Annotated in this window: 26 protein-coding genes; 11 read left to right on the top strand and 15 right to left on the bottom strand. The window is 68.2% G+C overall.

Annotated elements, in window-relative coordinates; all coding sequences use genetic code 11:
• Window positions 1-40: 40 nt before the first annotated feature.
• The gene (locus tag AC07DS_RS16720) at window positions 41-553 is read left to right on the top strand and encodes a hypothetical protein (protein WP_479145970.1); all 513 of its coding nucleotides are present in this window, start codon (window positions 41-43) and stop codon (window positions 551-553) included.
• A 91-nt stretch (window positions 554-644) separates the two neighbouring features.
• Here AC07DS_RS16720 and AC07DS_RS16715 read toward each other — a convergent pair whose 3' ends face one another.
• Window positions 645-932, bottom strand: coding sequence for a hypothetical protein (locus AC07DS_RS16715; RefSeq protein ID WP_479145968.1), 288 nt, complete (start codon window positions 930-932; stop codon window positions 645-647).
• A gap of 164 nt (window positions 933-1,096) precedes the next feature.
• Between AC07DS_RS16715 and AC07DS_RS16710 the strand changes: the two genes are divergently transcribed.
• From AC07DS_RS16710 to AC07DS_RS16700, 3 genes are all read left to right on the top strand, one after another.
• Window positions 1,097-1,798 carry a VC0807 family protein gene (locus AC07DS_RS16710; protein ID WP_479145966.1) on the top strand — a complete coding sequence of 234 codons (702 nt, stop codon included), beginning with the start codon at window positions 1,097-1,099 and terminating at the stop codon, window positions 1,796-1,798.
• Window positions 1,799-1,884: 86 nt separating this feature from the next.
• A complete protein-coding gene (locus AC07DS_RS16705; protein ID WP_479145965.1) occupies window positions 1,885-2,109 on the top strand; it encodes a hypothetical protein in 225 nt (74 codons plus the stop codon).
• A 267-nt stretch (window positions 2,110-2,376) separates the two neighbouring features.
• Window positions 2,377-2,580 (top strand): cold-shock protein, encoded by a 204-nt coding sequence (locus AC07DS_RS16700; protein ID WP_479145964.1) that lies wholly within the window; start codon window positions 2,377-2,379, stop codon window positions 2,578-2,580.
• A 207-nt stretch (window positions 2,581-2,787) separates the two neighbouring features.
• On the opposite strand, the gene AC07DS_RS16695 is transcribed toward AC07DS_RS16700, so the two are convergent.
• Window positions 2,788-4,095 (bottom strand): ATP-binding protein, encoded by a 1,308-nt coding sequence (locus AC07DS_RS16695; protein ID WP_479145963.1) that lies wholly within the window; start codon window positions 4,093-4,095, stop codon window positions 2,788-2,790.
• A gap of 118 nt (window positions 4,096-4,213) precedes the next feature.
• On the opposite strand from AC07DS_RS16695, the gene AC07DS_RS16690 reads away from it, so the two are divergent.
• Window positions 4,214-4,408: a hypothetical protein gene (locus AC07DS_RS16690; protein WP_479145961.1), complete on the top strand. Its 195-nt coding sequence runs from the start codon at window positions 4,214-4,216 to the stop codon at window positions 4,406-4,408.
• Window positions 4,409-4,503: 95 nt separating this feature from the next.
• Here the strand turns inward: AC07DS_RS16690 and AC07DS_RS16685 are convergent, their stop codons facing one another.
• The 5 genes from AC07DS_RS16685 to AC07DS_RS16665 all read right to left on the bottom strand — a co-directional run bounded on the left by AC07DS_RS16685 (window position 4,504) and on the right by AC07DS_RS16665 (window position 7,730).
• Window positions 4,504-4,971, bottom strand: coding sequence for a hypothetical protein (locus tag AC07DS_RS16685; RefSeq protein ID WP_479145959.1), 468 nt, complete (start codon window positions 4,969-4,971; stop codon window positions 4,504-4,506).
• A gap of 90 nt (window positions 4,972-5,061) precedes the next feature.
• Complete coding sequence (locus AC07DS_RS16680) at window positions 5,062-5,223, bottom strand: hypothetical protein (RefSeq protein WP_479145957.1); 162 nt, start codon at window positions 5,221-5,223, stop codon at window positions 5,062-5,064.
• Window positions 5,224-5,332: 109 nt separating this feature from the next.
• The gene (locus AC07DS_RS16675) at window positions 5,333-5,743 is read right to left on the bottom strand and encodes a hypothetical protein (protein ID WP_479145955.1); all 411 of its coding nucleotides are present in this window, start codon (window positions 5,741-5,743) and stop codon (window positions 5,333-5,335) included.
• 231 nt (window positions 5,744-5,974) lie between these two features.
• Complete coding sequence (locus tag AC07DS_RS16670) at window positions 5,975-6,652, bottom strand: hypothetical protein (protein ID WP_479145954.1); 678 nt, start codon at window positions 6,650-6,652, stop codon at window positions 5,975-5,977.
• Between the two features lie 283 nt (window positions 6,653-6,935).
• Complete coding sequence (locus tag AC07DS_RS16665; protein WP_479145952.1) at window positions 6,936-7,730, bottom strand: hypothetical protein; 795 nt, start codon at window positions 7,728-7,730, stop codon at window positions 6,936-6,938.
• A gap of 773 nt (window positions 7,731-8,503) precedes the next feature.
• Between AC07DS_RS16665 and ltrA the strand changes: the two genes are divergently transcribed.
• A complete protein-coding gene (gene ltrA, locus AC07DS_RS16660; RefSeq protein WP_479145950.1) occupies window positions 8,504-9,937 on the top strand; it encodes a group II intron reverse transcriptase/maturase in 1,434 nt (477 codons plus the stop codon).
• Window positions 9,938-10,182: 245 nt separating this feature from the next.
• On the opposite strand, the gene AC07DS_RS16655 is transcribed toward ltrA, so the two are convergent.
• The 4 genes from AC07DS_RS16655 to AC07DS_RS16640 all read right to left on the bottom strand — a co-directional run bounded on the left by AC07DS_RS16655 (window position 10,183) and on the right by AC07DS_RS16640 (window position 14,116).
• Entirely contained in the window at window positions 10,183-10,683 is a 501-nt protein-coding gene (locus tag AC07DS_RS16655; protein WP_479145949.1) for a hypothetical protein, read from the bottom strand.
• Window positions 10,684-10,897: 214 nt separating this feature from the next.
• Window positions 10,898-11,341, bottom strand: coding sequence for a hypothetical protein (locus tag AC07DS_RS16650; protein ID WP_479145947.1), 444 nt, complete (start codon window positions 11,339-11,341; stop codon window positions 10,898-10,900).
• 101 nt (window positions 11,342-11,442) lie between these two features.
• Window positions 11,443-13,641: an NACHT domain-containing protein gene (locus tag AC07DS_RS16645; protein WP_479145945.1), complete on the bottom strand. Its 2,199-nt coding sequence runs from the start codon at window positions 13,639-13,641 to the stop codon at window positions 11,443-11,445.
• Between the two features lie 235 nt (window positions 13,642-13,876).
• Entirely contained in the window at window positions 13,877-14,116 is a 240-nt protein-coding gene (locus AC07DS_RS16640; RefSeq protein ID WP_479145943.1) for a hypothetical protein, read from the bottom strand.
• Between the two features lie 140 nt (window positions 14,117-14,256).
• Here AC07DS_RS16640 and AC07DS_RS16635 point away from each other — a divergent pair, with 140 nt between their 5' ends.
• The 5 genes from AC07DS_RS16635 to AC07DS_RS16615 all read left to right on the top strand — a co-directional run bounded on the left by AC07DS_RS16635 (window position 14,257) and on the right by AC07DS_RS16615 (window position 17,272).
• Window positions 14,257-14,700, top strand: a complete 444-nt coding sequence (locus AC07DS_RS16635) for an SMI1/KNR4 family protein (RefSeq protein ID WP_479145942.1) — start codon at window positions 14,257-14,259, stop codon at window positions 14,698-14,700.
• 215 nt (window positions 14,701-14,915) lie between these two features.
• Window positions 14,916-15,395, top strand: a complete 480-nt coding sequence (locus AC07DS_RS16630; protein ID WP_479145941.1) for a hypothetical protein — start codon at window positions 14,916-14,918, stop codon at window positions 15,393-15,395.
• 34 nt (window positions 15,396-15,429) lie between these two features.
• Complete coding sequence (locus tag AC07DS_RS16625; RefSeq protein ID WP_479145939.1) at window positions 15,430-15,645, top strand: hypothetical protein; 216 nt, start codon at window positions 15,430-15,432, stop codon at window positions 15,643-15,645.
• 258 nt (window positions 15,646-15,903) lie between these two features.
• Window positions 15,904-16,599: a hypothetical protein gene (locus AC07DS_RS16620; RefSeq protein WP_479145937.1), complete on the top strand. Its 696-nt coding sequence runs from the start codon at window positions 15,904-15,906 to the stop codon at window positions 16,597-16,599.
• A gap of 196 nt (window positions 16,600-16,795) precedes the next feature.
• Window positions 16,796-17,272: a hypothetical protein gene (locus tag AC07DS_RS16615; protein ID WP_479145935.1), complete on the top strand. Its 477-nt coding sequence runs from the start codon at window positions 16,796-16,798 to the stop codon at window positions 17,270-17,272.
• Window positions 17,273-17,553: 281 nt separating this feature from the next.
• On the opposite strand, the gene AC07DS_RS16610 is transcribed toward AC07DS_RS16615, so the two are convergent.
• The 4 genes from AC07DS_RS16610 to AC07DS_RS16595 all read right to left on the bottom strand — a co-directional run bounded on the left by AC07DS_RS16610 (window position 17,554) and on the right by AC07DS_RS16595 (window position 21,398).
• Entirely contained in the window at window positions 17,554-18,090 is a 537-nt protein-coding gene (locus AC07DS_RS16610; protein WP_479145933.1) for a hypothetical protein, read from the bottom strand.
• Window positions 18,091-18,661: 571 nt separating this feature from the next.
• On the bottom strand, window positions 18,662-19,417 hold the full coding sequence (locus tag AC07DS_RS16605) for a sensor domain-containing protein (protein WP_479145931.1): 756 nt from the start codon (window positions 19,415-19,417) through the stop codon (window positions 18,662-18,664).
• 279 nt (window positions 19,418-19,696) lie between these two features.
• A complete protein-coding gene (locus tag AC07DS_RS16600) occupies window positions 19,697-20,992 on the bottom strand; it encodes a GNAT family N-acetyltransferase (RefSeq protein ID WP_479145929.1) in 1,296 nt (431 codons plus the stop codon).
• Complete coding sequence (locus tag AC07DS_RS16595) at window positions 20,976-21,398, bottom strand: hypothetical protein (protein ID WP_479145927.1); 423 nt, start codon at window positions 21,396-21,398, stop codon at window positions 20,976-20,978. Before AC07DS_RS16595 ends, AC07DS_RS16600 begins: the two co-directional genes overlap by 17 nt.
• Between the last annotated feature and the right edge of the window lie 230 nt (window positions 21,399-21,628).

Raw genomic sequence — 21,628 nt, 5'->3', positions numbered from 1 at the left:
GCGGTGCTTGGTCAAGACGGCGGTCACAAAGGGGCGGGGCGTGCGGGAGCGGGAAGAGGCAGCGGGGCCGGAGCAGGGCGAGGGCGCTGCCGGGCCAGCCGTCGTGGAGCGTGAGGCCGCGGGGGTGGAAGCCGCACTCGGGCTGGCCGGGCAGGAGCTGGCGTCCCTATACCTGCCGCCCGCCCGGGCGGCGTTCCCGAAGGGGCTCCTGCGGCTGGCGGCCGGTGTGCAGGGCCGGGAGCGGCTGCGCCTGATGTTCGCCGAGCACCCGGGGCTGGTGCTGTGGCTGGAGAACCGTACGGACGGCCAGCAGGTCCTGGCGGCCGTGGAGTTGGAGCACGCCAGGGAGGCGCCGGATTCCCAGGTTGTCGAGGACGCCGTACAAGGTGCGGCCGGCCCGGAGCAGGCTGCCTTCCGTAGCCGTTGGGCGGCCGAGCGGCGCCGTGACTACGACGAGCTGCAGACGTACCTGGCTTCGCCCGCGCACATCGCGGCCAGCGACCAGACCCACGCCGCGATGATGGACGTCTTCCGTCGGCAGCTCGGCCAGTAACCGCGGCCCGGCTCCGGCTGGCCGCAGCGCCAGAGTGGAGGCCGACCGGCTCGGCGCCAGCCGCCAGCCGGTGTCCGGCTGTGAGCGGTCGTCAGACTGCGGACAGCGCTCCCAGCTCCTGCAGCAGCCATTCCAGGTCGATGACGGATTCAGGCGGCACAGACTCGTGACGACTCATGTGGCGGGCGGCGGTATCGGCCAGCCGGTGCGCCCGTGTCAGCCCTCGGTGCACCCAGCGCACCCGCAGGGCCAGCAGCTCGGCGTCCGTGAACGGAGCGGTGAGTGCGGCGAGCAGTGTGCCGTACCGGGCGGGCCGGCTGGCCTTGACGTACTGGTGCAGGTGGATGCCGGTGTCCCGTGAGTCGGTGTAGAACTCCACCGTCCGGAAACCTACGTCCAAAAGGCAGACGGCTCGCAACGGGCAACTTTCTGATCTGGGCCGCCTGGATGCCTACCCCGCTCTGATCACCGGGCCAGCCGCCCGAAAGAATGTGCTCTGGACAGTCCGCGCCACATCGTTTTCATCCCTCGGGGGGAACATCCATGTCTGACCTGTCTTCGCATCCGCCTGCCCGTAAAGGTTCCGCTGCTGCCCTGGGCTGGCTTCTGAGCATCGGCCTGAACGTGGTCGCGCCGATCTTGATCTACAACCAGTTCCACGCCCACGGCTACAGCGAGTTCACCGCTGTCCTGCTCTCGGGTCTCGGCCCGGTACTGGACATCGCGGTCTACTTGGCCTGGCATCGGCGGGCCGACGAGTTCGCGGTCATATCACTGATCTTCGTCGCGCTCACTGCCGTCGTCTCGTTCGTGGGCCCGCACGACGCCAGGCTGCTGTTGGCGAAGGACTCTTTCGTCACCGGGCTGTTCGGCGTACTGTGCCTGCTGACTCTGGCGGCGCCTCGCCCGCTGATGTTCTACTTCGGCCGCAAGTTCGCCACCGACGGCACCGCCGCACAGGTGGCCTGGTGGAACGGCCTGTGGCAGTACGAGAGCTTCCGTATTGTGCAGCGCAACCTGACCCTGGTCTGGGGCCTGGCCTACGTCGCCGAGGCGGTACTGCGGATCGCCCTGGTCTACACGCTCGCGCACGGCCAGGTGGTGACCGTCAACAGCATCCTGCCGTACGCGGTCACCGGCGTACTGATCTTCTGGACCATCAGCTACAGCAGACGTGCCCGGGCCAAGGCCCAAACCGCTGTGGCAACACAGGCCACCACAGCACAACCTGCGCGGCACCACTGACGTAACCCACAAGGCGGCCGGGTCGCTGCCCGGGGCGGCTGTGACCCGGCCGGCCTCAACTCGGATAACCGCGAGCTGAAGGCAAGGTGCAAGCGTTCGCCTCGGCCTCTGTCCAACAGCTCTACGAGCTGTACGAGACCGCGGACGAGGAAAGAGAGTTCTACGCAATGGAAAACGGTCGCCCGGATGACCTCGAGCTCGTGGCGCCGGACGACGATGAGATGCGGCGATTGGAGGAGGTCTTCTCGCAACGGGAGAGTGCGCTGGTAAGCCAGGTCCGCGCCGAGTTGCGGATCGACCATCGCCTGTAGAAGGCCAACCGGAATACGCCCGAAGCGGCGCTGCCCAGCGGGAACGCGCACTCCGTGACCGCAATCGGTGCCTGCGGGGTGGCAGGTGGCGTGCCCGTTGCTCTCTGGTGAGGTCCGGTTTCGCCGTGTAGCGTGATCGTCAGATGCTCTGGCTCCCAGTGTCCGCCCGCGCCTTGGCGTGGGCGCTTTGCTGTGCGGTGCCGGAACCGGGGTGTCAATTACGGGTCCGCGCGGTGCGGGTCCGGTATCAACTGGAAGGCTCTCAGCATGGCCAGCGGAACCGTCAAGTGGTTCAACGCCGAAAAAGGCTTCGGCTTCATCTCCCAGGACGGCGGCGGGCCGGACGTCTTCGCGCACTACTCCAACATCAACGCCAACGGCTTCCGTGAGCTTCAGGAGGGCCAGAAGGTGACCTTCGACATCGGCCAGGGCCAGAAGGGCCCGCAGGCGGAGAACATCACTCCCGCCTGATCTGGCCTCGCGCGGCTGCAGGTCCCGGAACCCCTCCGGGACCTGCGCCGTGTCCGTACGGCTGTGACGAGGCTCGCTGTCGAAGTCTTGTGGGCCCCGCGATGGCGATCGTCAGCAGTCCTCAGCCGCGTACCGGCATTCGTCGGGGTGGTCCGTACAGGACCTGCCGCGTGGCACGGTCGGAGACTGTAAGCGGTCCGTTGTCGGTCAGTCCCGGCAGGCACCCTGGATGATCCGGTCGATGACGGCTGCGGCCCGCTCCGGTTGCTCCTTCAGCCACCTGCCTAGGTGGTCCTGGACGGCGTGACCGACGCAGTCGCGCACTTCGGAGTTGCCCAGCACGGCGCGTGTGGAGCCCTCGAACTCGGGACGGTCCAGCTTCACCGACACGACCGCCGTCAGGCCCTCGCCGATCCGATCGGCGTCAAAGTCGGGGTCCGTGGTTGCCAGCAGCCCCTGTTTCCGCGCGTACGCGGTGACCGCGGCCGTCATCCCGTCGCGGAAGCCCACCACGTGTGTGCCGTCGACGGTGGGCCGACTGTTGGCAAAGCTCCGGACCCGCTCCTCAGGGCAGCCGCACCAGCGGAAGGCCACCTCCATCACCCCCGCCATCCGAGGGTCCTCGCGCTCGAAGGAGATGGTGTCCATAGGGGCGGACGCCGCCGCGTGGCCGTCGAGGAGGGCGACGAAGTCCCGCGCCCCGCCCGGGAAACGGAGCCGCACCGAATGGGACTCATCCGGGCGGCGCAGGTCGGTCAGGGAGATCTCCAGGCCCTGGTTCAGGAAGACCAGTTCCCTCAAGCGCTCCTCCAGTCCGTCGAACGAGAACTCCGCGGCTCCGAAGATGTCGGCATCGGGCCAGAAGGCAATGGTGGTCCCGCTCCCGGTCGCCGTCCCCGCCTCGGTGAGCGGGGTGACGGCCACGCCGCGCGCGTACTCCTGCACCCAGCGGACTCCCTCGCGCCGCACCTCGGCCGTCATCCGCCGCGACAGGGCATTGACCACGGCGGGCCCCACACCGCAGAAGCCGAGCGTCACGTCATGGCGGCCTCCGGCTCCCGCCCCGACCTGCATTTGGGTGAGCAGGGCTTCGAGCCCGGGACCGCCGGCGCCCCCCGTCTCGTCGATGGGAACGCCCGGCCCGTCGTCGGCGACACACACGCCGCCGTCGGGCGTGAGCGTGATGTCAACGGAACCGGCGCGGCCAGCCAGAACCTCGTTCACCGCCCGGTCCGCGACCTCGAACACCATGTGGCGCAGGCCGCGTTCACTTGTCGAGCCGATGTACATTCCGGGCCGCTTTCGAACGGCTTCCCACCCCTGCAATACCTGGATGTGGCTGGCGTCGTACCTGGTGGCTTCCTCGCTCACGATGTCCCCTCCGATGGTGTCCAGCAGAACCTCCCAGGCTAGACGAGTCCCAGGAAAACACCAGGTAAGAGCCGTTTCCCCGATGTCGCGGGCGGGCGTGTGAGCGACTGGCCGGAGGCAGTCGGCCCAGGGGGCGCGCATCATCGCCGGAGTACGGCCGCGGCCCCGTCGAGGGCGTGAACGGCACCCTTACCAGCGGCCCCGAGGCCCCCGGTTTCGACTCCGGCAAGATCCTCCCCTGTCCGGCACCTCACACCGCGACATGGCCATGAACAACGGGTACGGCACCGAAAAGGCCATGGCCCTGAGCATGTTCATCGCCAAAATCCACGGCCTGGCCGTCGCCGAACACGCCCGCCACCAGGGCATCGCCGCCGCCCTGCTCAAACGGGCCGCTGGGCCATTGGCTGCGCGTCCATCTGCAGCCCACCGCGATCGCGCCATCCCGGCAGCGTAGTTCCCGAACGGGCGGGCACGCTTGGGGTTTTGGCAACACATGCACCCCGCCGACGGCCACGGGACATCACAGCCACCGCCTGGGGCAGGGCTAGCTCATACGGCATCCGGGATGAGGCCTGCTGGGGCGTTGGTCGTTGCCGCCCGCGAGGTGCAGGACTTGGCTCCGTGGAGCCGGTTGTCCGGATTCGGGGCGGGCAAGCAGGTCACGTCCGTCATGCCCGACCGGTCGGCGCCGCGAAGGCGCTGTTCCCAGAGGCGTCGGCAGGCGATGGCGATCTTGATGGCGTGCACGGGCAGTGCTGTGCCGGGCCGCAGCCAGAGGCGGGCGAAGTACATCGCCAGGTCTGCGGCACCATCGGCCATTCCCTGGCGCTCGGCGAGTTCCCGGGTGCGTTCGCGGATGTCCGCGGGGACTTCGCCAGTGCCGATCACCGCCGCTGCCGGTACCGGCAGGTGAACCACGGCGTCGGCGAGCTGCTGGCCCAGGACATTCGGATCGGTCCCGGGCACCGTGCTGACGGTGACGAGCAGCAGGACCTCGGCGGGGGCAGACGACTCCATAAAGACAGCCTATGAAGGCGGAACGCGGGGCGTGTCCCGAACGGGACCGCGGTTGCCTCACAGGAGGCAACCGCGCGGTCACTGCCCTGATTACCCGCCGAGCCCTGACGCGGGGAACTGCTGTGCCGGAACGTAGTGGCGGGCGAGGCCGGCATCTCGGTCATGGCGACGGTGGGCCTCGGGGTCGCCGTACTTCGCAAGAAGCCGACGGCCGGAGACGATGTCCCGGATGAAAGTGAGCAAGGTCTTCATGCGCGTTCTCCCCATAAGCGCTTGTGCCTGTCAGGGAGTGTGCGCCTGCTGCCCGGGGGGATACGCCTGATTTGAGCGAGCCTTGAGCCTGCAGTGACTGCCGAGCCGCCTAAGTCGGCCCCGCGGGGCCGGTGGCCGCGGCCCGCGCGGCGGCTGCCGCGTCCAGCAGGGACCAGCCGTCGATCTCCACCATCCTCCGCCCCTCCGGCTGCCACCCGCGGGTCGACGCCACGTCGAGCAGGGCTCGGACGGCGCCGGGTTCGTGCAGGTTCAGGTCGGCACCCCGAACGTACCCCACGTCTCCAGAACCCAGGGGAGCCCCGCCTGGGACGTACCGGCCTGGGCCCTGGGTGAAGACGATGCGCAGTGGGCCGCCAGTGCTGGCTGGCTGCGGGTACAGCGTGAGGGTCTGGCAGCATGACCGGCTGCCGTCCGTCACCATGTGGCTGTGACGGAGCGTCCACAGATACGCGCGCCCGTCGGCAATCAGCCGACGGGCCTTCTTCGGATTGCGGGGCATGGAACCCCAGGGTACGCAGCCTGATCCACAAGCCCCCAGCGGTGGCCAGACTTCGATGACACGAACAGGACGGCGGAACCGCGTGACGTCACGCGCGGCGAATTCCGTCCTCGGCCGTTTTGGGCATGCGCAACTCCCCCAGCGGCTCAACCGCGCTGGCGCGAGATGCGGACAGTTGCAGGCGGCCTCGGGCGGGACTGCGCTGTGCCGTCCTCCGTTCACGGCGGCGGTCTAGCCGAGGCTCAGCTTGCTGAGCGCTGTGGTCCAGTCGTTGGCGATGGCCTGCTGGGCGGCGGCGAGGCTGATTTTGCCGTTGCAGACCGCGGTGTGCAGCTTCGTCTCCACTCGGTCCTTTTTGTTGTTGACCCCGGAGCCTGGTGTGTGTCCTGGGTCGGCGGGTTCGACCCACAGGTTGCGGTAGTCATTGGGGTCGCCCCCGAGTTGGAGGCTGATCAGGTGGTCGTACTCGGCATCCGACAGACTGCTGGTGTAGCCGTAGGAGGCGGCGTTCAGTTGCTTTTCCTTGCGGGTGACCGACTCGGGAGGCCGGATGTCGCCGGTGTAGCCGCCCTTGCGGCAGATCGTGGACGTCAGGTTCGACTGGGTGACCGCCGGGGAGATCGCCCCCGGCGTGCACTTGGGGTCCTGCAGCGGCTCGCCGTTCTCGGTCCGGTAGTGGCAGCTGCCCGCCGCCGGCTGCTGTTGCACCGTGTACGTCTTCTGGGGGCCGGCACCGACCGGGATCTGCTGCCCCGGGGAAGCCGCGGGAACCGCTGTCCCCGACGGGCCGGCCGCTGTGTTCTGGCCCTTGCCGGAGGTGTCCGAGCCGGAGTGCGGCCCAGGAGCACAGCCGGCCAGCAGCAGGCAGGTGAGCAGCACGGGCGGGACGGCGCGGTGGATGGAACTCATGACGACCCTTCACTGGCGAGCAGATGATTGGCAGATGCTGCCCCGCTCAGGCGTCGAGCTACCGCATGGGGCGAGATAGACGGGCCTCGGACACCGCAATGGCCTGCGCCCGCCGCCTGCACGAGGCCCTGCCCCGGGAAGCGGTCTGGCCGCCGACGGCACCCCAGGTTCTTGTGGGCGCCGAGGTTCTGAGGAGCCTTGCGTCATGTACGCGCATCAGGTTGTTCAGCAGGCCGAACGAGGGCGGCGGCTGAGGCCCGGGCTACGAGTGTCGTCGTAGCGTCTACTTCAGTTTCACCGCGTCACCGGCCGACACGACCCGCGCGGTCGTCGTCGTACCGGGGAAGTACCAGCGCCAGCTGCCAGCCGAGGTGGCAGTGACCTTCGTGCTGAGCTTCCCGGAGGCGCCCGTCCGCACCGTCTTCACCGTGCGGTAATGGGCTGCGCCGGCCGCCTTGAACTGGAGCTTCACGTTCTGCCCGGTGAAACCGTAGTACTTCAGGTCCTCCCAGTTCGCCCGGGTCAGCTTGCCGGAGACGGTCAGCGCAGAGCCCTTGGCAACGGGCTCGGGTGAGGCGTCCGTGGTGAGCTTGGAGGCGCGCTTCATCTTGAACTCGGCGATGTCGTCGGCGATCCAGTAGTCACCGTCGTTCGCCTTGACGGTGGCATTGACCTGCCAGACGCCCGCGGTGTGGTCGACGTCCTCGGGCAGGCTGCCCGGGAGCCACTGCGGGGCGACCGTCATCGTGGCCGTGCACACCGAGGTGGTGGAGTTCTTCTTCACGCACTTGGTACTGGTCCAGTCGCTGAACCCCCAACCGTTGCTCTTGTTGAAGACGCTGACGTGCGACAGTCCCTTCACGCCCGAGTTGTCCCGGATGGTGATGGCGATCGGGTAGGTGACCCGCTGGGACGTGCCGATGATGACGTTCTTCCCGCCGTTGACGACGGCGTCCGTGACCCGGATGTCTCCCTTGCCCTCCGCGTGGGCCCCGGTTGCCGTGAGCAGCGTCAGAGCCGCGGCCCCGCCCGCCAGCGCCCATGCGGCTCTGACCGTTCTGGCCGTTCTGCTTTGCATGATCCCTCCCCTTGGGTGTGAGAGGAGAGGGTACACAGCGAGTGATCAAGGATGCGCAGGCGTTCCCTCGGGTGGGGGCAGGCCGTGCCGTGGTGGCTGCGGGCGAGCCGTGGGCCGGGGGTGGTGTGCGACATCCCGCGGTGCGCCACGAGGCGCCATGAAATCGAGTGAGGGTGAAAGGACCTCACCGCCGGTCAGTCGCAGCTGGCCGGTGAAGCTGGGGGCAGCCGAAGTGCGGAAACGCGCACAACGGTGAGAGCAGCCCCGACAACGTACGGGACGGGTCGGAACTGTCAGATGACCCGGGTCCGGCTAGCAGCGAGGAGAAGGTGTACGCGAGGAACCACTGTCCGAAGCCCTGTAACTGTCGCACTCGACTCAAACCTGACGGATACGGGTCGAGATGCAGCGCGTGACCGTCGCTCGTTTGGGTGGCGTTCAACTCCGAAGCCGGATCGCGGGTCTGGTGGGGAGGCCATGTTGAAAGCCTGCGGCGTAGGCATGGCGAGGCTGCCGGGGTATAGGTGGGCACCTCCCTCCTTGATCGATTTCGTGGTGAACGTGGGAACCATCCGCAGTCGCCCTTCCCGCTGGACAGCCAGTCCGGCGGCGGGCAGGTCCGTTGTCGACCGAGGGCTGTCGGATGGGGCGGAGGCCCCGTAGTAGTCGTGGGACTAACGACCCACCAAGGAGACCGGGAGAACCGGTCGCAGGGCCAAGGGGGCCAGCAAGCCAGCAGACGAAGTTACTGGAAGGTCAGGAGGCTATCGCCGGTGAATACCGACGAGCTTGAGCACGCCGCGTATCAGGCGGAGCGCAAGGTACTGAAGATCCAGACCAAGCTGCACTGTTGGGCCCGTGATGATCCTCATCGCAGGTTCGATGACCTCTTCAATCTCGTCGCCGATCCCGCCTTCCTTCTGGTGGCGTGGGATCGGGTGCGGGGCAACAAGGGTGCACGCACGGCCGGGGTGGACGGGCGCACAGCCCGTTCCGTCGAGGCCGGGCAGGGCGTCGAGGACTTCCTCGACGGGCTGCGGTCGCAGATCAAGGACCGTAGTTTCCAGCCGCTGCCGGTGCGGGAACGGATGATCCCCAAGGCGGGCGGCAAGCTGCGTCGTCTGGGGATCGCCACCGTGACCGACCGGGTGGTCCAGGCATCCTTGAAGCTGGTGCTGGAGCCGATTTTCGAGGCGGAGTTCCTCCCGTGCTCCTACGGGTTCCGCCCGAACCGTCGTGCTCATGACGCCGTGGCCGAGGTGCGTCACATGACGTCCCGCTCTTATGAGTGGGTCGTTGAGGGCGACATCAAAGCCTGCTTCGACGAAATCTCGCACCCGGCCCTGATGGACCGGGTGCGTAGGCGAGTTGGGGACAAACGCGTCCTGGCACTGGTGAAGGCGTTCCTCAAAGCGGGCATCCTCGGTGAGGACCGCGTGCTGCGAGAGACCAGCGCCGGAACCCCGCAGGGTTCGATCCTCTCGCCGCTGCTGAGCAACGTGGCCCTCTCGGTCCTGGACGAGCACATCGCCCAAGCCCCGGGAGGCCCCGGAGTCAGTGCGAGTGAGCGGGCCAAGCGTCGTCGTAAAGGTCTGCCCAACTACCGGCTCATCCGGTACGCGGACGACTGGTGCCTGGTCGTCTCAGGCACCCAAGCTGACGCTGAAGCCCTGCGCGAGGAGATCGCCGGTGTCCTCTCTACGATGGGCCTACGCCTGTCACCGGAGAAAACCCTGATCACCCACATCGACGGGGGCCTCGACTTCCTCGGCTGGCGCATCCAGCGCCACCGCAAGCGAGGCACGTCCAAGCAGTACGTCTACACCTACCCTGCACGCAAGGCCGTCCAGGCTGTGACGGGCAAGGTCAGGACAATCTGCCGACAGGTGGACACGAGCCAGCCGCTCGACGCCCTGTTGCGCCAGCTCAACCCGGCGCTCAAGGGCTGGTGCGTCTACTTCCGCCCCGGCGTGTCCAGCGCCGCCTTCGGCTACCTGAGCTTCTACACATGGCAACAGGTCGGTCGATGGCTGCGCCGCAAACACCGCCGGTCCAGTTGGAAGGACCTGCGCCGCCGCTACTACAAGGGCGGTGTGTGGTGGCCGGCCTCGGAGGAACGATCACTGTTCAACCCGGGGAAGGTAGGCACGACACGCTATCGATACCGGGGAGCGAAGATCCCAACTCCCTGGCCGGTCACGGGATGAGGACCCACGGAAGCCCATGACAGGGCTTGTGGAGCGCCCGGTGCCCGGAAACGGGCACGCCGGGTGCGGGAAGCGGTCCGGGGAAACGGACCGGTCGAAAGACCGGAACCGCGCCCCGGGCCGACTTCACAGTTCCTCTGAGCTCTGCTGAGTCCTTACCTCCGTGGCCAGGGTGTTCTGTCTCCTTGGGATGTTCTTCGAGCTTCTCTCGTCCACTTGTCGTGGAGCACTGCTTGCCATGCAGGTCACGGCCAGATGTTGTGTGTGACCGTGAGCTTCGCGAACGCTGTGTCGGCCGAGTGGAACTCGGTGTTCGCTACGTTCATTTCCCAGGTCATAGACCCTCTCCCGGACTTGAGGTTCCGGGCAGCGAAATCCGACCTACCTTCGTCGTCAGTGCTCAAGCAGCTCGTTCCCTCGTACAGGGTCAGCCACGGGGATATCTGGACCTCGCCGGAGGTCAACAGATCCGCAGTGACTCGCAGAACACCTCGGGCCTCCTCGCCGGCACACAACTCGAACTTCTTTTCACGGTGCCGCTTGCTATCCGTCAGATTGATTGTCGAGTGGAGAGTTGCATTCTCCTCATAGCTTTTCTCTGTCAAGAAATCGCAGCAGGCGAATGTCCTCATCGTCGCTGTGAGAGTGACGATGTGCGTTGTTTCGAGGGCGGCAGCGGGCTGTGACGTGGCAGCGAATGGAACGGCGGACAGCAGAGCGGCGGCTGTGACGTATCCAAGCTTCATGTTTCGAACCTCGCGGAAATCAGAGCCCGGCTCAATGAGCGGGCACCGCGTCGCGGACGAGGGCTTCGAAATGCCCCGTATCATCAGAGTCTCACCGCGGCAAAGCTGGTGCATCTCGGCACGACGGCCAAGTGGCAGCCAGGGCCCTACGGGTAGTTGAACGTTCGAGGAAGAGGCGGGCTTTTTCGGAGGGCGCACGTTCCTCGTACGGGTGCTACCGCCATGCGGAGAGCAGGCCGCGGGGCGGCGACTTCGGCGCGGTGTGCCCGAGGCCTGCGCGGGCCGTGGCGCGGCCGAGAGTGGTCAGCTTCACCCGCACGCGGGGCACCATGCCAATGAGGAGATGGACGTAGTCCTCCGTCACCTCGATCAGCGCGCGACGGCGCAGCGCGGCGAGGGATGATCCGGCGCCTTGGTCGTGCTCGTCCTGGCGGCGGAGTTCGTACTGGATGGCGGTGCGGCCCACGAGCTCCGTCGAGGCTTTGATGCTGAACGTCTGCCATCGCCATTCGATGGCCGGCGGGCCGTGGCCCCAGTCGAACGCGCCGCCCTTCTGGTTCGCCTCCGCGTTCTGGTCAGTGTGGTAGATGGCCGTGAGGTACATCTGCTGGCGGGCGTTCAGCTCGGCCCACAGGGCGGCCGGTTGGGGACGTGGCATGCCAGAACCCTAGCGGGGAGCACCGACAGTAGGACCGGAGTTTCGCCGCGTTCAGACCAATTCCGAAACGCCTGTGACTGGTGCCGCCGGGCGTCGGACTATCAGGGCCGTGGTGCCCACTGGTGCCCACTGAGGGGTCCCCCGACGTCCTTGCCGCGCCGGGCGGCCGGCCCCCGGACCCCCGCGCGTTGTGCGAGGTGGCGTTGGAGGTCGAGGTGGCGGAACTGGTAGACGGCTCCCGCTTGGCGTAGTACCCCGCGTCGTTCGTGGGCGTCCGCCAGGAAGCTCATGAAGCGCCAGGGCACGCGTCCCGTTGCAGCCAGTGCGGTCCGTGCCACCAGGAACTGCATCCACACCGAGCGGGCGAGTCCGAGCATGAGGCCGACCGGGAGCCCGAACGCGAGCGCGTACGCGATCGCTAGTCCGAGGTCGGACCAGATCCCGAAGGGACGCCCGAGCGCGGCCACGAAGGCAATCGTGAGCGTGCCCGTGATTCCGCCTGCGAGTGTGAGGGCCGAGAAGGTGCGCCGGTCCTGGGCCAGGACCGTGCCTGGTCCCACTGCTTTGTCCAGGTCAGGGTGCACGGACCTGAGCCCACCCAGGAGCCCGAACGGGAGCCCGCCGACGAGCCCGAACAGGAGCCCCACCCGGGGCCCGCCGAGAATCCCGAACACGATCCCGAACACAATCCCGAAGGCGAGCCACAGCGTGAGCCCGCACGTGCCCCAGGATTTCCCTTGCCAGCTCCAGCGGATTCCCGAACTCGGGCTGTCTCTTGCGGACGAGGTGATCACTGCAGTCGCTGCTGCGGACAAGAGCCCCGCCACGAGCCCATACCCGACCCCGAGCCCGCTCTCGCCCCTGCTCACGAGACCGATCGCGAGCCCGGCCATGAGCCCAGCCGTGAGCGCCATGAGCGCCCGTCCGTGGGGGAGAGCGCGGGGGAGTTGCCACCAGGCGATATTGGGGGTGCCTTTGAGGTGGCTTTGGAGGTGGTCGGCGAGGAAGGTCAGGGTGCGCTGGGCCTGTTGGGCGTTCCAAGGTGGGGGCTGGTCGGGGTGGGGGCGGTAGGCGGCGGGGATGAAGGCGGTGAACAGGTGGGTGTCGATGTCCTGGCGAGTGGGGAAGCGGGTCTGGTCGAGGAGTTCGTCGGGGTCGGACAGGCCGGATAGGTCTGAGAGGTGTTCGTCGGGGCGGGGGTTGTAGATGGTGCGGGCCAGGAACAGGCCGAGCGGGGTGCTCAGCGCCTGAGCGACAGGCGTGTCGGTGACCAGTGCAGCGGTGACGCGGTTCCAGCGGTTTGCGGCCTTGGTGCCGGGACCTCCGGCGTCGCGTTCCAGATAGGCGGCCGCCTTCGCGGGATCCAGCGAGAGGAGGCGGATGCCGGTGGCTCCGTTGAGGAGCACGGTCGCCCCTGCCGGTGTGGTCAGGGCGCTTCGGTACTCGGTGGTGCGGCTGGAGAGCACCAGGGGCTGCCGCGCCGGAAGTGCCTGGTTGATGGCGTGCAGGGCCCGGGCCCGCAGATTTTCGGGGAGTTCGTCCAGGCCGTCGAGGATGGGCAGGATCAGCCGCTGCGCCAGCAGGGCACGCGCCCGGGTGCCGGTGCCGGCCTGTGGGGGGTCGGCGGGGGCGAGGGCGCGTAGAGCGGGGTGGTCTTGGGCGAGTTCGTCGGCCATCCACGTGTACAGGTCCTGCCGGGCCGGGTCCCAGGAAGCCAGGGGGAAGAGGACCGGGACGGGACCGCCGGGCGGGCGGTGCTCGAGCAGGCCCAGCACGAGGCGGATCAGCAGCAAGGTCTTGCCCGCACCGGGTTCACCGAGGACCACCAGGCGGCGGGTGGGGACGCGCTCGAAGACCTCGGCGAGCTCTCCCCCCTTGCCGGCCAGCCCTGCCGGGCCGGCAGCCCACGCGGAGTCGACTCCGGGGCACTGGCCGGGCCAGTCCTCGGCCAGCTCCGTCAGCTGCGTCCACGATTCGACGAGGTCCGTGTCGGCCGCCTCCCATGCGACCGGCAGCGGGAGAGGGTCGTTCAGGCGGCGCAACCGAGCCTCGGCCTCCCACTGCTGGCGTACCCCCTGGGCGAGCTGGTCAGCCATGTCCCCCAGACGGGCGGGCACCGGCCCGGTCCTGCCGGAGCGGAGCACGGCGACTACTGCAGCGGGCAGCGCGAGCAGGGCAGTGAACGCGGAGACTACGGTGACCAGAACATCGACCTTGTGGTGGCGTGCGATGTACCACGTCAGGAAAGCCCCAACGAGGACGACGTAGAGCAGTCCGGCCCGCTTCGGTACACGTCTCACACAGTGATCATGCGGGACCCTGGGCCGTGTTCCCGGGATTTGAGTTCGCTGACGCCGCCGGACCGGTAGCGGCATGTGCCCGCCCGGCTCAGGGAGCTGGCAAGGCTTGCGCTGTTGGGCCGATTGCTCGGCCAGTGGGCGAGGGCGAGGTGACGGCGATGGACTGGTCACGCACGCCCATCGGCGAACCCGTACATGGGCAGGGGCGAGGCCCGGGGGTGCTGGGGCGCATCCGCTACTCTGCCGGACCCTCCTCAGCGTGCCGTACCGCCTTCTTCACCGACTGCTCCAGCTCATAGCGGTTGGCCCCGGTTTCCTCGGCGTGAGCGGTGATCGCCGCCTGCGCTGCTTCCGACGCCTCCCGCCAGCGGCGCCACTGCGCGTCGTACTCCTCGCCGGAGAGACCGGCCATGCGGGCACGCTCCGTCTCGGCGGCTCGCTCCAGCTCGATCAGGTTTTCGGGAATGTCTGCCACGGGTGCGGATCCTAAGCCGGTGGCGGGCCGCCGACAATCGGACTTGCCGTCCGACTGGGTAGAGTCGGGCCTCGCGCTACACAGGAGGCTCCAGCGCACGGCGGCGGGGCCGCTTGAACACTCGATCGCCGGACAGTCTCGTGGAGGTCGTTCCAGCCGTGTGGACCGAACTGGTCACCGCCCTGCCCGGTCCGGCAGTCGTCCAGCCGCCGGCCCCCGAGGCATCGCTGCTCAACTGCGCCACCGCGCTCGGGCATCCGCTGCCGGCGGACCTTGCCGCTCTCCTTCGGGAAAGCAACGGCATCGAGGGCGAGTACGGGGAGGGTCTCATCTGGCCGGCCGAGCGGATCGCCACTGAGAACACCACCCTTCGCAGGGATGAGCAGCTCGCCATGCTCTACATGCCCTTCGATCCGCTGCTGTTCTTCGCGGACGCGGGAAACGGAGACCTCTTCGCGCTCCTGCCCGGCCTCGACCGGCTCGATGTCTTTGCCTGGAATCACGAGGATGACAGCCGCACCTGGGTGGCTCCGAACCTGGCCACGTACCTCGAATGGTCGCTGACCGGGCGGATCGCTCTGTAAGGGCGCGGGGCTGGGGTGGCCTGCGCGTTGCCTCACCGGGTCCATGGATGCTGCCCGTGTAGGCGCGATGTGTTGGATACAGTGCTGGTTGATGGCCGTTGTTCGCCTCGGCCCGGCCCAGCTCTGAACCGGCCCGTGACCGGACGGAGTGCCCACGGCCCCAGGTGCTCTGCATCGACAGCGACGTCACTGCATCCTGCTCGCCAGTTCCGGCCGTGCACGTCTCCTACACCGACGCCACCTGGTACGCCGCCGACCGGGAGGCGGGCCGCCCGCCCGCCGACTCCCACGTGCTGGTCGCCGTCCTGCCGTACGGCGTCAACGAGACCCTGGGGACCACCCGTGACGGCACCGACCAGCGTCTGCTGCTGCACCCGTGGTCCGCGGACCCGATGGCGGTCGAACTCCTGTGCAGCCCCTACGAGATGCTGACGGACCACGACCAGGTGCGCGACGCGGCCGGCACCGTCTGGACCTACACCGGCCCGCTGGACTTCCACACGGCCGACCGGCACACGCCGCGCACCGAGGGCCCGGCGTGGCCGCTGACGCTCACCGAACGCTACGGGATGCAGCCGAAAACCGGCCGAGGCCGAGGCGGTGGCGGCCGCCACCGCGACCGGCTCCCACCAGCAGGAGCTGGACCGGTGGCGGCAGGCCTGCGGGGCCGACCTGGTCGAGTTCCCGACGTTTGAGGTTTCCGATTTCCTCACCCCGGCGCATAAGGCCATGCTTGCCCGGCAGGCCCGCCGGTCGGTCGAGGGCAAGACGCTCGAGGAGGTCGAGGAAGCGCGGGAGGGGGCGCGGCGGGTGTACCGGCTCGTCTCCAAGGTGGTGCTGGACGAGGAGGACCAGGCCCGTATGGAGGCCGCCGCCGTCGAGCTCGACACCCTGGACGAAGTACTGGAGGAGAGGCGCGCGAGCGGCGCCGAGCCGCGTCACTGACGGGCCGGCCGCAGCACATCCCGATGGCACCCGGCCGTACGACGAGCAAGGCGGTCACCCCGACACGGCATGGCCGTCCTTCTCGTTGGGTCCTGTGGTCGGCGACTACCGGCGCCGGGCTGTGCGGGGCTGCGGCCAAAAGGTGGCACCGACGGCGCGCCGCCGGTGGCTTCTGAGCCATGCACCGCGTTCCGGAGAGGCGCCCCCTGCGGCAACGAATACAGTCGTTGGATCGCCCTACGAGCCCAGGGAGTTGTCGTGACGCACCACCTCAAGCGCGGGCAGGTGTACGCGCCCTGTGGGCAGCCGGAGGAGACGGCCAGGTATGTGCGGATCGTGCGCCCGGGCGGCCGGCGTGTGCTGATCGCGGACGCTGCCACCGGCCGCCGTGAGCGCGAGGTCGACGTCAACCGGCTGCACGAGTACCCCGACCGCCGTGGTGTGCCGCGGCGCACCGGGTACGCCCTGGTGGAGACCCACGAGTGGCTGACGCACCTGACGGTCAGGGCCTTGCACGAGTACCCGTACACGATCTCGGGATCGTCGATCGACCAGGACGTACGCCGTGGTGGCTACGTGCGGCTGGAGCCGAACGTCTCCTTGGAGGCGGTGCGGATCCTGGTGGCCACGCTGGAGGCCGCGGACTGGACCGTGGAGCCGGCCACCATCGCCATCGACGAGCTGCGGGTGCGGTTTCGGGGGAAGGACCGCTGCCCGTCGATGCACGTCGTTCTCGACGAGGGACGGCAGTACTGCACACGGTGGCGCGACCACAGTGGCGAGCACCAGGACGACGAAACGCTGTACCAGTGGGATGACGACACCCCGCAGCCCCCGGCATGGTGGCTACCGGGCCAAACACAGCCTGAGCACGCGCCGACCAGAGCTCGACCAGCCCGGACCACCGGGCCGTTCGATGGCGGCCGCGGGGCTACGCCCCGCCCGGCCGGGTGAACACGGGGGTCACTGCGCCGGGGTGCTCTCGCAGTTGGGGCCTTTGCTGATTCAGGCTGCGCCGGCTCGCCGCCTGGACCGGACTCACGCCCGAAGGGTTCCGCCGTCGGGCCCGTGCACTGGGGGTGGAGCGGAAGAGGCCGCCGACCGTGGGCAGGCTCGCGCCGCGCCCGATGAGCAGTGAGGAGAAGACCGCATGAGCGAGCCGCAGGGTCGAGCCACCCACTACGAGATCACGCTCGTCCCGCGTGAGAGCGCCAACGGACGCTGGTACATCGTGCACGTCGCCAGCCACGGACACGGCAAGCGGATCGTCTACCGCGAACACTGCGAAGTGGGCGAGGTCAAGCCAGAGCTGCACTGCCTTGCGGCTGACGGAACGTGGTTCGTGCCCGAGGATCCGTCCTGGTTCAGCGCGTCCGCCTACGAGTTGCAGGAGGCGTTGCGGCTGGCCCGCGAAGCGGCTCCGAATGTAGTGGTTGCGGGTCGGAGCGCGGCGGAGGAAGCAGCCCGCGAGAGCGCGCGTCTGATGTTCAAGGACCATCCGGACCTCAATGGCGCGGGCCCGATGTGCCCTGGCGAGGAGCCCCACATGAGCGAGCTGCCTCTTCCATCAGGCGCAACCCGCTACCTGTGCCCGTTCGAATGCGGCTCCCTCAACTCGACTTCTTAACATGGCAGATGAGTGACCGGCGCGTGTTGGATGGGCAAGCTATTGGGCGCTGAACGGACGCCGCACTAGGTGCTCGGACAGCCCCCGGTGACGCGGTGGCCCAGGATCACTCGGTCGAGCGGTGGCCGGGCAGGACCGCAACGGATGTCTCCGCCGGACGGCGACGTCGCCGTTAACCCAACCGAGGCCGCCTCATCTGGGGGCGGCGTCGGTGGCGTCCTGGTCCGCCGATGCGAGGCCTTGGTGCCAGGCAGGGTCTCGCCGGGCACCGATTGCTGCTCCTACGGCACGGGTCCTGCCGTGGCGGTGCGAATCGTGGCACATGCCTCGAACAGAACGCCCCACACGGCATCAACCATCACCGGCGAACGCGCCGCTTGAGCCTGCACGAACTCCGGCACGGCTTGAGGGCTCAACGTCCAGATACGCATGAACTGCTGAGCCAGAGGTATCCCCTCTGCGAACCGGGCGTTGGAAGACTTCGCCTCTGCCTTGGAGGCAGGTAGACCGATCTCCTCGCGCACCGCCGTGTAAGCCTCCAGGTCGCCTGGCAGTTCCGTACCACTCCCCACGAGAAGGTGAAGCCTCGGAACGCGCTTTACATCACGAGCGGCTGCGGGACACTCCCGCGACAGAAGCCGGGCAAAGGCAAAGGCCAGGTGGATGTTGCCCAAACCGCGCTGCTGCTGGTCCAGCTCCCGCAGTACCGGCGCCGCCATTGCGCTGGCGATCGCGGATGGATCCTGTGACTGGTAGGCACTGAGCAGCCACTCCGTCACCTCCGCCACCGCTTCGTGGGTCGGCATGGGCTCGGTCATGGCCTCACCCTATCGACTGCCACTCACTGCGGTGTCAGCTGCAGAGAGCCCCTGGCGTGACCTCGCTGTGAGGCGACGGGGGCAGCCGCGCGGCCGGAGGCGCCGTCGGCCACCCGCGGTGATGGAGGGCAGGCGTGCGTGGTCACCCGACCCCGCGATCTGAATCGCGCCTTCTCACGGATCAGGCTCCATCTTCACGCTGTTCACGGACTGTCCCCTGCCTCGTATCTGGTTCTGGCCCTGAGCTGTGTCCCGCGCCGGGAGGCCGGCGCTGTCGGAGGGGAGGAGGTCACGTGCCGAGCCGCGCTGTTGTACACAGCTCTGATGGATCCTGGGCGCGCGGGTTGCGGGCGAGCAAGTTGAGGGCTTGTTTGGGGCAGGACGCCCTCCCGCACTACTCCGACGACATCGGTTACCGGCTTACGGAGGACGTCTCCAGCGACTGGAGTGAATTCCAGCGTCGCTGGTGGTGACGGGCTCGTGCGGCTTCCACAGCGGGGCCTCCCGGTAGGGGTGGCCTTGGCCGAGGACCTCCGCACCCAGATCGACTGATCGGGTAGAAGGCCATGCGTCAACCGGTCTGCCGCGCGGGAGCATCTGCGGCGCGTGCCTCTTCGTGGCGGAGCTCGGCCGCCGCTCGCTTCCCCGTCTGCCGGAGCAGCCCGATCGGGTCGGAACTGCCTATCGCGTTTACGCTGACCACGACGGTGCCCACGCGAATCAGCTCCGTAGCCCATGGCTGGGCCTTGCCGCCATTCAGTCTCCACGATTCCTGGAACGCTGTGGAGTCGTCGCCTGTGCGCGGGATCGGCAGACTGGCTATCTCCTCGAAGGAGAAGGTGTAGCTGTGGAGCCGGTAGCGAAGGTTAGAGCAGTGCCTGATGGACGTCCGGGCGTCGTTGATGACTCGCTCAGCCTCCCGGGCACTGGAGTAACTGATCGCCGTGCTCACCAACTGGACCGTACGGTCAGTGGTGGTGAGGGTGTATCCCCTGTCGACCTCGTGCAGCCCGTGATAGTAGGAGCCGCTCGTTAGTTGGGCGTTGAGGAAGGTCGTGCACTCGGGGCCGCCCGCATCCGCCTTGTACCTGGTGCTCAGCACACCTGTGTGGTCGTTCCTAGGCGCGCGTTTGAGCAGCGGGAACTCTGTGTCGGAGAAGGCGACCACCTTGAGCTGCTTCTCGCTCAGGACCACGGCCTGCGTCCTGGGGTCGAGTCTCGCAGCCTTGCCCTTCGGCTGTCCCTCGGAATGCGACACCACGGAGTGGACCTTCGCCCCAGACCCGCCACACGCAGCCGTGACGCCCAGTGACATGGTTATTGCCACGGCACACACCGTGCGTCGGACCGCGTTCATGTGTACCCCCTGTGATCCAACCTGCCGGCAGCGGAATATAGCAGCGCTCAGGCTCTCACTTGGTATGTCCGGCGGGGCGATCCGATGTCGCCGCTGCGTTGGAATGTGAACGCTCCGCAGCGGAGCGGACGCCGGGGCCAGCAGGCCCGCGCCGACCAGCACGGCCGCGCACACCAACGCCGTGGGCTGCCCGGTCGGAAGCGCGCAGGTTCTAAGCGCGGGCAGGTCGCTGGCGACCATCGTGCCCTGTCACCGCGCCTGGGGGCCTGATGCGCGCCCGCTCGTCCGCAGGTGCTCCATCGCCTGCTGTGCCTGCTGTGCCTGCTGGGGCGTAGCGGGAGCCTCGGTCGCTATTGCCGGAGGCGACGGCTGGGCAATGCGCTCGGCGACTTCCTGGATGAGCCTGTCGGCCAGGGCGCGGATCCGCTCTCCCTGAGCGGCATGAGCTGGTCCAGCCTGGGGGACAGGAGCCGGAGCGGCGGGGCGCAACTCCCCGAGCTCGTCGTAGCGAGCCCGGTACTCGGGGGTGGCGTCGAGCGGGCCCAGAGGTGGAAGCGACGCCGCCACAGGCGTGTGGAAAGCGGCGCTGTGCAGGTTCCACGAGCGGATGGGTGTGCGCCAGGACAGACCACTCAGCCGCACAGGGATGTCGGCCGCATCGGTGTAGTACACATGGCTGCCAGCTGCGATGTACCCCGGCACCGTGTCGCCGTCGAGGGGCAGAGCGTGGAAGGCGACATGGGTGGAAGGCCGGGGAGGCCTGTCGAGTTGGAAGGCCTCGGCATGGGCTGCGTCGGCAAGAGCGGCGCCGAGGGTGGTGTTCCAGAAGCCGGTGAAGTCCTCGACCGTGCCCGCGCGCGGAAGGTTTCCATGCCGGATGTGCTGCAGCAGGGCGTCGGCCCGCGCAGCGATGGCACGGGTGTCGTCGTGGACGAAGCGGTGTAGCCCGGGCGGCAGATACAGCAACTGGCTGCCGTACAACGGCTGGGCGGTCGGATCGGTGTAGCTGGTGGTGGCCTCGCGGAAGTGCTTGGCGTACTGCTGGGCTTCGGCCTCGGTGCGCTCGCCGTAGCGGTACTCGGCATCGCGGTGCCCGCGTACGCCCGTGGTGCGGTTGCGGGCGGCGTTGTCGGCTTTGTCGGCCATGACGTGCCGGGCATCGAAGTACTCGGCCCACTCCTGAGGCGGGCGATTGTGGATGTTGCGCTCGGGAGCTGGCTCGCTGTAGCGGTCCCACCACACAATGCCGTCCGGCTCACGTCGGGTGCCGTGATCGATCCAGGCGGTGGGGTAGGAGGCGTAGAGGGCATCCATGAGAACCGAGGCCAAGCCCTGGCCGCGGTGGGCGGGCGACACCTCGAGCAGGAAAACGGACAAGGCCTGTCCGTCAGGATGCACGAAGAAGTCCAAGTGCCCGGCCATGTCCCCTCCCACCATCGCGATCAGGCGTTGCCCTGACCAGGAGCTACCGAGGTCGTACTTGTAACTGGCCTTCCACAAGGACAGCCCTGCTTCTGGTAGTCGAGCCTCAGCCAACCCCGTCACGGCCCCCGCTCCCGTCCTTGGCCGTCACCGCGGGGAGCGGCAGGACGGAGATCACCCGGCTGCGTGCTTCCTGCACGCCAGGAAGGATGCGCAACGCCGCGGTCGTCGTGGCCTCAAGCCGTTCAACGCTTGGAGCCGCAGGCAGGCCAGGCCAGGTGCCGGTGTCCACGTCGAGGACCGCCTGCACGGTGACCGCGGCCGCGCGTGTGGGAACCGGCGTTTCCGGACCATGAGCGCGGACTTGGACCAGGGCTGTGACCAGGCCACGCGGATCGGGCTGGGAGCGGGTGTCGAACACGATCTCCCCGATACTGCCGATCAAGGCGACAAGGCGGCTGATCTGGTCGGGGGCACCCGTCAGCTCGATCCGTGTGGACGACTGGCCGGAGGCGGAGGAGGCACGCATGAACAGTCCTTCATTGTGTGGGTTGGAGACGAGGATCAGGAAGCAGTGTCCCAACGGACCGGCCTCCGGTGGGGAACGACGTTCCAGCCGTGCCCAGGCTGGCGCGGGCAGGGCCTCTGCCGAGACCAGAGATCGCGCGACGGGCCCCAACGACGTGAGGGGGTCGTCAGGCGGGCGGGCCCAACGGGCATTGCCCGTTGGGCGGGCCGAGGGATTAGTCGTAAGCGGTG

Source organism: Streptomyces sp. NPDC044064 (assembly GCF_056434245.1).
Note: the sequence above shows the minus strand (reverse complement) of the source record. Positions and strands in the feature narration are given on the sequence as shown.

Bases quoted from the DNA above. Each gene is read 5' to 3' on its own strand.
- AC07DS_RS16670 (WP_479145954.1), bottom strand. From the start codon at position 6,652: ATGAGTTCCATCCACCGCGCCGTCCCGCCCGTGCTGCTCACCTGCCTG.
- AC07DS_RS16695 (WP_479145963.1), bottom strand. From the start codon at position 4,095: ATGATGCGCGCCCCCTGGGCCGACTGCCTCCGGCCAGTCGCTCACACG.
- AC07DS_RS16625 (WP_479145939.1), top strand. From the start codon at position 15,430: ATGCTTGCCCGGCAGGCCCGCCGGTCGGTCGAGGGCAAGACGCTCGAG.
- AC07DS_RS16700 (WP_479145964.1), top strand. From the start codon at position 2,377: ATGGCCAGCGGAACCGTCAAGTGGTTCAACGCCGAAAAAGGCTTCGGC.
- AC07DS_RS16595 (WP_479145927.1), bottom strand. From the start codon at position 21,398: ATGCGTGCCTCCTCCGCCTCCGGCCAGTCGTCCACACGGATCGAGCTG.
- AC07DS_RS16710 (WP_479145966.1), top strand. From the start codon at position 1,097: ATGTCTGACCTGTCTTCGCATCCGCCTGCCCGTAAAGGTTCCGCTGCT.
- AC07DS_RS16655 (WP_479145949.1), bottom strand. From the start codon at position 10,683: ATGAAGCTTGGATACGTCACAGCCGCCGCTCTGCTGTCCGCCGTTCCA.
- AC07DS_RS16690 (WP_479145961.1), top strand. From the start codon at position 4,214: ATGGCCATGAACAACGGGTACGGCACCGAAAAGGCCATGGCCCTGAGC.
- AC07DS_RS16665 (WP_479145952.1), bottom strand. From the start codon at position 7,730: ATGCAAAGCAGAACGGCCAGAACGGTCAGAGCCGCATGGGCGCTGGCG.
- AC07DS_RS16680 (WP_479145957.1), bottom strand. From the start codon at position 5,223: ATGAAGACCTTGCTCACTTTCATCCGGGACATCGTCTCCGGCCGTCGG.
- AC07DS_RS16615 (WP_479145935.1), top strand. From the start codon at position 16,796: ATGAGCGAGCCGCAGGGTCGAGCCACCCACTACGAGATCACGCTCGTC.
- AC07DS_RS16685 (WP_479145959.1), bottom strand. From the start codon at position 4,971: ATGGAGTCGTCTGCCCCCGCCGAGGTCCTGCTGCTCGTCACCGTCAGC.
- AC07DS_RS16610 (WP_479145933.1), bottom strand. From the start codon at position 18,090: ATGACCGAGCCCATGCCGACCCACGAAGCGGTGGCGGAGGTGACGGAG.
- AC07DS_RS16675 (WP_479145955.1), bottom strand. From the start codon at position 5,743: ATGCCCCGCAATCCGAAGAAGGCCCGTCGGCTGATTGCCGACGGGCGC.
- AC07DS_RS16650 (WP_479145947.1), bottom strand. From the start codon at position 11,341: ATGCCACGTCCCCAACCGGCCGCCCTGTGGGCCGAGCTGAACGCCCGC.